Source organism: Pseudomonas sp. FFUP_PS_473, from assembly GCF_002858665.1.
GTDB classification, from domain to species: Bacteria; Pseudomonadota; Gammaproteobacteria; order Pseudomonadales; family Pseudomonadaceae; genus Aquipseudomonas; species Aquipseudomonas defluvii.
Genome location: NZ_PJQQ01000064.1, coordinates 1 through 8,799, shown reverse-complemented (window position 1 = coordinate 8,799; position 8,799 = coordinate 1). Strand labels below are relative to the sequence as shown.

The 8,799-nt window shown below is 60.7% G+C and carries 9 protein-coding genes; 4 read left to right on the top strand and 5 right to left on the bottom strand.

Annotated features, from left to right (window positions below):
• The first annotated feature begins 820 nt into the window (after nucleotides 1–820).
• The 4 genes from CYD26_RS24250 (at nucleotide 821) to CYD26_RS24235 (ending at nucleotide 3,465) form a co-directional block, all read left to right on the top strand.
• Nucleotides 821–1,261 (top strand): hypothetical protein, encoded by a 441-nt coding sequence (locus CYD26_RS24250; protein ID WP_102053868.1) that lies wholly within the window; start codon nucleotides 821–823, stop codon nucleotides 1,259–1,261.
• Between the two features lie 326 nt (nucleotides 1,262–1,587).
• Nucleotides 1,588–1,923, top strand: coding sequence for a hypothetical protein (locus CYD26_RS25075; RefSeq protein WP_065758327.1), 336 nt, complete (start codon nucleotides 1,588–1,590; stop codon nucleotides 1,921–1,923).
• A 202-nt stretch (nucleotides 1,924–2,125) separates the two neighbouring features.
• Nucleotides 2,126–2,821 carry a metallophosphoesterase gene (locus tag CYD26_RS24240; RefSeq protein ID WP_102053867.1) on the top strand — a complete coding sequence of 232 codons (696 nt, stop codon included), beginning with the start codon at nucleotides 2,126–2,128 and terminating at the stop codon, nucleotides 2,819–2,821.
• A 17-nt stretch (nucleotides 2,822–2,838) separates the two neighbouring features.
• Entirely contained in the window at nucleotides 2,839–3,465 is a 627-nt protein-coding gene (locus tag CYD26_RS24235; RefSeq protein ID WP_065758329.1) for a LysE family translocator, read from the top strand.
• A 6-nt stretch (nucleotides 3,466–3,471) separates the two neighbouring features.
• Here CYD26_RS24235 and CYD26_RS26065 read toward each other — a convergent pair whose 3' ends face one another.
• The 5 genes from CYD26_RS26065 to CYD26_RS24215 all read right to left on the bottom strand — a co-directional run bounded on the left by CYD26_RS26065 (nucleotide 3,472) and on the right by CYD26_RS24215 (nucleotide 8,632).
• Entirely contained in the window at nucleotides 3,472–3,609 is a 138-nt protein-coding gene (locus CYD26_RS26065) for an autotransporter outer membrane beta-barrel domain-containing protein (RefSeq protein WP_145991824.1), read from the bottom strand.
• A gap of 458 nt (nucleotides 3,610–4,067) precedes the next feature.
• Nucleotides 4,068–4,343 (bottom strand): peptidylprolyl isomerase, encoded by a 276-nt coding sequence (locus CYD26_RS24230; RefSeq protein WP_065758331.1) that lies wholly within the window; start codon nucleotides 4,341–4,343, stop codon nucleotides 4,068–4,070.
• Between the two features lie 39 nt (nucleotides 4,344–4,382).
• Nucleotides 4,383–6,353 (bottom strand): acetoacetate--CoA ligase, encoded by a 1,971-nt coding sequence (locus tag CYD26_RS24225; RefSeq protein ID WP_102053866.1) that lies wholly within the window; start codon nucleotides 6,351–6,353, stop codon nucleotides 4,383–4,385.
• Between the two features lie 106 nt (nucleotides 6,354–6,459).
• Nucleotides 6,460–7,230 carry a 3-hydroxybutyrate dehydrogenase gene (hbdH, locus tag CYD26_RS24220; RefSeq protein ID WP_102053865.1) on the bottom strand — a complete coding sequence of 257 codons (771 nt, stop codon included), beginning with the start codon at nucleotides 7,228–7,230 and terminating at the stop codon, nucleotides 6,460–6,462.
• A gap of 10 nt (nucleotides 7,231–7,240) precedes the next feature.
• Nucleotides 7,241–8,632 carry a GntP family permease gene (locus tag CYD26_RS24215; protein ID WP_102053864.1) on the bottom strand — a complete coding sequence of 464 codons (1,392 nt, stop codon included), beginning with the start codon at nucleotides 8,630–8,632 and terminating at the stop codon, nucleotides 7,241–7,243.
• Between the last annotated feature and the right edge of the window lie 167 nt (nucleotides 8,633–8,799).

The window sequence follows — 8,799 nt, the reverse complement described above, 5'->3', positions numbered from 1 at the left end:
TCGGTACTCAGGTGACTGTATTGGGTAGACATGGCAACACCTTACATCAGGTGTTGCACTTGCTCCTTGAGGCCGCCGTATACGGCACAGGAAGGCTTTCCAGGACCCTGGGGTACAGGGCATTAGCGCCTAAATGCAGGGGGGCAGCCAGATCGCTGCCTATACTCCAGACGAGCGAGCAAGCCTGGGGGTTGCACCATGGATCTGACCGAGATGATGAAGGCGGGTGAGCAGCTTCTAAAAAGAGCCCTTGAGGCTGTTTGCGCGTATCACAAAGCTAGAGATTCTTCGACGCCACCTGAAGAGGTTGAGCGTCTTCGCCTGGAAGCCGAGTCGCTGATGCGGGCCGTGCAACACTACCAGCAGCGCGCACTGGGGGTATCTGGGAAGGGGCCATATCCTTCGCCGCGCTCCGGATCTGCGGCATCGTAACCAGGAATTATCAGCAGTTGCGAGGCTATAGTGTGGTGCTGATTAAGGGGATAACACATGAAGTGCTTGATCTGTTCTGCAGACGCGCGGGAAGTGGACTCTGAAATGGATGGCATTGAGCTCGTATGCCCGGAGTGCGGGCACTTCGGGGTTTCATCCCTGATCATGAAGCAGAGGGCCATGCGGGCGTTTGATGTCGAGAGAACTCAGACGTTTCTTCATTGTGAGCGTGAAATCAACCCTGATCGAATACCGTTAATCAATAGCGAGACGGTCATTTGGGCGTAGCGTGGGACCGGTCGTCGAAAGATAATCAAGCCGATGCTGGCTGGCTAGAATCTAGTGGGGGGATCACGTCAACGTAACCTGAAAAATCAGGAGGCTTACGATGAACAGAGTACCCTCACTGGCATTGCTGGTGGCAGCCGGCTTGCTCTCAGGCGTGGCAACAGCGGGCGATCATCAGGTGGTCAACGTTGCTCTGAACGCCACTCAGTACAACACCGGCCATGTGGCATCAGCGTTGTTGTCGCCAACGACAGGAAACAGGACAGGGCTTTCGATTGTTTTGGGCGGGGTGCCAAGCGGTACGGCATTACCTGTACACATCGACACGTACATCTACTCAGGGACGTGTGAGCGCATGGGGCCAAAGCCGGTCTATGAGATGAATCAGTCGATGACGACAAGGTCTATGTCGTCACCAATGCGGCTGTCCACCATAGCGCCTGTTTCACTCGCTGCGCTTCGCTCCGGTGGCTATGTCCTGGTCTTGAGGGCCGGCCCGATGGACGGGAGTGTCAATCTCTTTTGCGGCAACATCACATGATGCCTGAACCGGCAATCGCAACAACCTGATGCTGAACGGCAACGCTGTAACGCCGAATGCCTACCGCCAGTCTCCACACGCATTCAAGCCCTGGCGAGCAAAAAAAAGCCCGCTAGGGGAGGCGGGCTGATGTGGAGTTTCCAAAGGAGCAGTTGCGACCTTAGGCGTTGGGCCGTGAAGGCTGCGTGAAAGTGATGTAATCGAAAAGTCAGCAGTCACGCCGTGGGCTAATAGCCGCTGCCGCCTATCCGCCCTTGCTAGACCTTTGGTGAGGTCACAACCCCGCCGCTTTGATCTAAAGTGCCGGCTTTTGCTCAAGGTGCGCCATGCAGAAGACAGTCGTCGCCGCGATGATCAGCGTGCTCCTGGCGGGATGCTCATTGCCAGTGGCCCTCACGCCCAATTCTCCAACGATTTCAGAGCACTCGGCAAAGTCGCCTGACGACTATAGCGCGTGTGTCATGGGGCGCTGGCAGCAACAGCAGCATGCTCAGGTGGATCGCAAGGCGATCTCCAGAGGCTATGAGCTCAGCGTGTCAGGCAGCGTGACTGCCAGTGACTACCTTGAGGTTCATCGGCAAGGTGAGGGCAGCCTGATTTCCTTCTATGAGGGCGCGCCTTGGCATACGTCGGTTAAACGTGCTGTGTACGAGTGCCTGTAGTTCCCCGTTTGCAAACCTCCGTTCACGGATTGGCTTACCTGAGGCGTGAAGGCACGTGTTCAGGGCGGGCTATGCTTGAAGTAAATAACCCCTTTCGGCCTTGGTCAGGTTCAGCTCGCGTTCGAGGAGCAGATCATCGATTCTTTACCGTTCTGGATTGTCTTCGTGAAAACCTGAGCCTCGTATCAGCAGGAGGGGCGCGGTGGGACGCTTGCAGCGCGTTGCGCATAATGAATGGGGCCGGGATTTCGCGGTCGGTGATATTCACGGCCATTTTCGGCGGTTGGAGCAGGCACTGGCATTGATTGGCTTCGATGCCAGCAGTGACCGCCTGTTCAGCGTGGGCGATCTGGTCGATCGCGGGCCAGACAGCGAAGAGGCGCTTGTCTGGTTGCAGCGCCCCTGGTTCTTTGCCGTGCAGGGCAATCACGAGGCACTTGCCGTGGCCCATGTTCAAGGACAGTGGCTCGATGTTGAATTGTATCGGGCCAATGGTGGTGCCTGGTTCCTGGACAGCCCCGCCGCAGAGCAGTCCCGATATGCCGAGCAATTTGCCCGCTTGCCGCTGGCGTTGGAGATCGACACGCTTGCTGGCCCGGTCGGTGTGCTGCACGCCGACTGCCCGAGTCCCAGTTGGCAGGCGTGGTGTGATCAACTGGCTGTCGGTCCGGTGAAAGCTGCGCAGGACATTTGCCAGTGGTCACGTCGGCGCTTGCAGCAGAATGACCCGACACCTGTCGCGGGTTTGCGGGCGCTGATTGTCGGGCATACGCCAGGGCCATCAGTGCGGGTGCTCGGTAATGTCTGGCATATCGATACCGGCGGCTGGTTGAACGGGCATTTCTCTTTTCTGGAGTTGGCCACGCTTGACGTGAGGTCGGCCAGGCGAGAGTCTTGAGGTTTTTGGAGTGGCCCATGGACCTTTCGAGCCTCTTGCTGTTTGTGCCCGCCTGCTTTGCCTTGAACATGGCGCCGGGGCCCAACAACCTGCTGTCCCTTAACAACGCCAGCCGCTACGGTCTGCGTACCGCTTGCGTGGCGGGTGCCGGTCGCCTGCTGGCCTTTGCCGGGATGATCGCCCTGGCCGCGACCGGGCTGGCCGTGGTCTTGCACGCCAGTGAATACCTGTTCCTGATGATCAAGGTGCTGGGGGCGGCCTACCTGTTCTACATTGCCTGGCAGCTCTGGCGGGCGCCGGTCGGGCAAGACGGCGTGGCCGTCGAGCGCGATGCCGGTACCCTGCGCCTGGCGCGTCAGGAGTTCTGGGTCGCAGCTGGTAACCCCAAGGCCATTTTGATCTTCACCGCGTTCCTGCCACAGTTCGTCAATGTGTCCAGCGACACTGCAGTCAGTGAACAGTTTGCGGTATTGGGTGGCTTGTTCCTGCTGCTGGAATGGCTGGCCATTGCTATTTATGCCTGGTTGGGGGCGTACATGCAGCGCTGGTTCAGCCAGCCGGCTCGGCGCCGGCTGTTCAACCGGGTCAGTGCGTCGTTGCTTGCCTGCGCAGGTGTTGGTCTGCTGGCTGCTCGCCGCGCGTGAGGCCCGCTACCACCTCACACGCAGGCCGAGGTTGGCGCTGACCTGTTCCTGTTGGCGGCTGTCGAGGTTGTAGCCGTAATCCAGGCTGGCGTACACGCTGAGGGAAGGGCTTGGCTGGACGCTGAGGCCTGCGCCGACATCCATCCAGGTGCTTTTGTGATCTGTCCTCCGTTCATGACGAAGGTGTCGATACCGCCCCCTTGGCCGACGTTGCCCGCAATGGTGCCGGAATCAATCTGCACCCGATCACGTCCAGCGCCAAAGGTCACGTTGCCCGTAATACTGCCGGTGCCATCCGTGGGCATCAGCAGGCTGTTGTCGCCTGAGGTGTCGGACAGCGATGCAGCGATGCCACTGTCACACACGTAAGCATCGTCGCCACTCCCCGGGGCGAAGCTGCAGGCTGCAAAAGCGGCGTCACCCAACAGGGGCAAGGCCCCGAGGGTCATGAACCAGCGAAATTTTCGCATGCTTGAGTACCTCAATGGCGCACGTCTGTGTGCTCCAAGGGGTATAACCCAATGGCCGAAACTGACAACTGACAGAAATGACAGGTGGTGAACGGTTACCGCGGCTCGCCGCTGGAGAAGCCCGGGCCGGGTTCAGTCGCGGAAGAACACCTGCACCAGGTGGTAACCGAATTTACTCTTGATCGGCCCGTGCACGGTACGCAGGGGCTTCTTGAAAATGACCTGGTCAATTGCACCGACCATCTGCCCGGGGCGCACTTCGCCCAAATCGCCGCCGCGCTTGCCGGAAGGGCAGGTGGAGAACTTTTTGGCCAGCACGTCAAAGGCTTCGCCCTTGGCAATGCGTTGCTTGAGTTGCTCGGCCTCTTCGGCGGTTTTGACCAGAATATGGCGGGCCTGTGCTTTCATGGCTGTAGGTACCTCTGTGACGCCTGAGAAAAGCGCCGATTATGCCTCATCGCGCAGCTCTGCGCGGTCGCGAAAATGTGCCAGTGCTTCGGGGTTGGCCAAGGCATCGGTATTTTTCACCGGCTGACCGTGAACCACATTACGTACTGCCAGCTCGACGATCTTGCCGCTGATGGTGCGTGGGATATCGCTGACTGCCACAATCACTGCGGGTACATGCCGTGGTGTCGTGTTGGCACGTATGGTCTGGCGGATGCGTGTTTGCAGGGCATCATCGAGGACGATACCTTCGCGCAGCCGGACGAACAGTACCACCCGGACATCGCCCTGCCAGTGTTGACCGATGGCGACGCTTTCCAGCACCTCGTCGATCTTTTCTACCTGACGGTAGATTTCAGCCGTGCCGATGCGCACGCCACCGGGGTTGAGCACAGCGTCGGAGCGGCCATGGATGATAATGCCGCCGTTGGCCGTTTCCTCGGCATAGTCGCCCTGTGCCCACACACCGGGAAACTGGCTGAAGTAGGCCGCCTTGAAACGCTCGCCCTGCGGGTCGTTCCAGAACCCCAGGGGCATCGCCGGGAAGTGTCGGGTGCAGACCAACTCGCCTTTTTCGCCAATCACCGGGTGGCCCTCATCGTTCCAGACCTCTACCGCCATGCCCAGGCTCTTGCACTGGATCTCGCCACGCCTCACGGGCAGGGTGGGGTTGCCGATCACGAAACAGGAGACGATGTCGGTACCACCCGACATCGACACCAGATGCAGGTCGTGCTTGAACGCGCGGTACACGTAGTCATAGCTCTGCGGTGACAACGGCGAGCCGGTGGACAGTAGCAGGCGCAAGCGCTCCAGACGGTGGCTGAGCTGCGGTTGCAGGCCTTCATGCTCCAGTGCAGTCAGGTACTTTGCGCTGGTGCCGAACACGCTGATTGACTCGCTGTCGATCAGGTCGAGCAGGCGTCCCGCGTCAGGGTACAGCGGTGAGCCATCGTAGAGCACCAGTGTCGCGCCCAGGGCCAGGCCGCTGACCAGCCAGTTCCACATCATCCAGCCACAGGTGGTGTAGTAGAACAGGGTGTCGTCCGGGCCAAGGCTGTTGTGCAGGCCATGTTCCTTCAGGTGTTGCAGCAGCACACCGCCGGCCGAATGAACGATGCACTTGGGCACACCGGTAGTGCCACTGGAGTACAGGATGTAGAGCGGGTGGTCGAACGGCAGGGGGGTAAACGTCGGTGTACCGCCTGGCTGATAGAAGTCGTCCCACAGGCTGACCTTGGCCGCGCAGTGGAAGTCCGCAGTCTGCGCTTGCGTGCGGGTGTACGGCAGCACCAGCACCTGCTCAAGGTTTGGCAACTGGGCCAGTACTTCGTTGATTTTATCGGTCTGGTCGATGTCTTTGCCGGCGTAGTGATAACCCGCGCAGACGATCAGCAGTTTGGGTTCGATCTGGCCAAAGCGGTCGACAATGCCATGGGTACCGAACTCTGGCGAGGAGCACGACCAGACGGCGCCCAGGCTGGTGCAGGCGAGCATCGCCACCAGGGTTTGCCAGGTGTTAGGCAGACAGGCCGCGACACGGTCGCCGACACCGATACCGATCGCCTTGAAACTGCGCTGCAGCCCTGCAACCTGGGCGGCCAGCTCCGTGTGGCTGAGGGTGAAACGGCTGCCGTCTTCGCGCAGTGACACCACGGCGCAGTGATCACGGCGGAGGTCGTCGCGGCGCAACAGGTGCTCGGCGAAATTCAGGGTCGCGCCGCTGAACCAGCGAGCATCGGGCATGTGCGGGCCTTCCTCGAGCACTTGCCGCGGTGGCTGATGCCAGCGCACCTCGAACGTGTCGGCCAGGGCCTGCCAGAAGGCCTCGCGCTGCTCGATGCTCCAGCGGTGCAGGTCATGATAGTCGTCAAGGTGCACCCCATGGCGACGGTTGATCTGCCGACGAAAGGCATCCATCGGGCTGGCCTGGATTTGCGCCTCGGTCGGGCGCCAGAGCACCTCGTTCATGCCATGTCCTCTTTGTTATCGTCCTGAGAACAGTGTATTCGCGAACCTCGGGGCTGACAGCCAGAATTGCTGTGTTGGCCGCAGCCCGCCCGGCAAAGCGCCTGCCTTACTGGGCCAGCCAGCCGCCGTCGATGTTCCAGGCGGCGCCGCGAACCTGGCTGCCAGCCTCACTACAGAGGAACGCTACCAGCTCACCCAGCTGTTCGGGGGTAACGAAGGCCAGTGACGGCTGCTTCTCGGCCAACAGGTCGTGTTGCGCCTGCTGCGGATCGATGCCACCTGCGGCGCGGTCGTCGATCTGCTTTTGCACCAGCGGCGTCAGCACCCAGCCAGGGCAGATAGCATTGCAGGTGATCGGGGTCGTGGCGGTTTCCAGCCCAACCACCTTGGTCAGCCCGATCACCCCGTGCTTGGCCGCAACATAGGCGGCTTTACCCACCGAGCCGACCTGGCCATGCACCGAGGCGATATTGATGATCCGCCCCCAGTTGCGTTGGCGCATGCCCGGCAGTGCCAGCCGCGTGCTATGGAACACGGCCGACAGGTTGAGCGCGATGATCGCGTCCCAGCGCTCGGTGGGGAAGGCCTCAACCGGCGCGACGTGCTGGATGCCGGCATTGTTGACCAGGATATCGACACCCCCGAACTCGCGGTCGGCATAGGCGAAGAGGTCTTCGATCTGCTGCACATCACTCAGGTCGGCTGGGTGGTGGCCCACGCGGGTGCCGTGACGGGCAACCTCGGCGATGGCCGCACTGGCGTCACCGAAGCCGTTGAGTATGAGGTTGGCACCGGCCTGGGCCAATACCTGCGCGATCCCCAGGCCAATACCACTGGTAGAGCCGGTCACCAATGCGGTCTTTCCGTTGAAGTTCATGTTGTGCTCCTTAAACGATGCCCGTGGCGTAGAAAGTGGCGATAACCACGAATACCGCCAGGGTCTTGATCAGGGTGATGCCGAAAATGTCCTTGTAGGCTTCGCGGTGGGTCAGCCCGGTGACTGCCAGCAAGGTAATCACCGCGCCGTTGTGCGGCAGGGTGTCCATGCCACCGCTGGCCATCGAAGCCACGCGGTGCAGTACTTCCAGCGGAATGTTCGCGGCGTTGGCGGCAGCGATGAACGTCTCCGACATGGCTGCCAGGGCGATGCTCATGCCGCCGGACGCAGAGCCGGTAATGCCTGCCAGCAGGGTGACGGTGACGGCTTCGTTGACCAGTGGGTTGGGAATGCTCTTGAGTGCATCGGCCAGCACCAGAAAACCCGGCAGCGAGGCGATGACTGCACCAAAGCCGTACTCCGATGCGGTATTCATCGCGGCCAGCAAGGCACCGTTGACGGCGCTCTTGGTGCCCTCGGCCAGGCGCGTGCGAATGGCCCTGTAGCCGCACACCAGCACCATCAGAATGCCAATCAGCAACGCGGCTTCTACCGCCCAGATCGCGGTCAGCTTGGCGATATCGCTTTGTACCGGGGTGCTCATGCCGGGCAGGCTCAAGCTATGGGTCTTGCCGTACCAGGCGGGAATCCAGTGGGTAAACAGCAGGTTCATCACCCCCACCAATACCAGTGGCGACAGGGCCAACAGTGGGTTGGGCAGGGTCAGGTCGGTGGCTGTTTCGGGCTCGTTGCGCAAATCCGTGCCGTAACCTTCGCCGGCCCTTTGGGCCTTGTTGCGTTGGCGATGCAGGTAAAGCATGCCGGCACAGAAAACGAACACCGTACCGATCAGCCCCAGCCACGGCGCTGCCCAGGCGGTGGTGTTGAAGAAGGTACTGGGGATGATGTTCTGGATCTGTGGGGTGCCGGGCAAGGCGTCCATGGTGAAGGAGAACGCGCCCAGGGCAATGGTGGCCGGGATCAGCCGCTTGGGGATGTTGCTCTGGCGAAACATTTCGGCCGCGAACGGGTAGACGGCGAAAACCACCACGAACAGCGAAACGCCGCCATAGGTCAGCAGTGCGCAGACCAGTACGATCACCAGCATTGCCTGGCGGGTACCGAGGACGCGTATGGCTGCAGCGACAATCGAGCGGGAAAAGCCGGACAGTTCAATCAGCTTGCCGAATACGGCACCCAGCAGAAACACCGGGAAGTAGAGCTTGATGAACCCGACCATTTTCTCCATGAACACCCCGGTAAAGGCGGGCGCAACGGCAGAAGGGTCTGTCAGCAACACCGCGCCAAGCGCGGCGATGGGGGCGAACAGGATAACGCTATAACCACGGTAGGCAGCCAGCATCAGCAGCGCGAGCGCTGCCAGGGCGATGATTACACTCATCGAGTGTCTCCTTGAGGCATCTTGTTTTTGTGTGCGCCAGGCATGGCGCGTTGCGCGTAAGCGCAACCCGCTTGGCTGTGGTGGCCAAGCGGGTGACTTGGAGGTGAAAGTCCTCTACACACCCGGCAAGGGGAAGTGTTAGCCGGAGGCAAGGGTGTCGCGGGTGA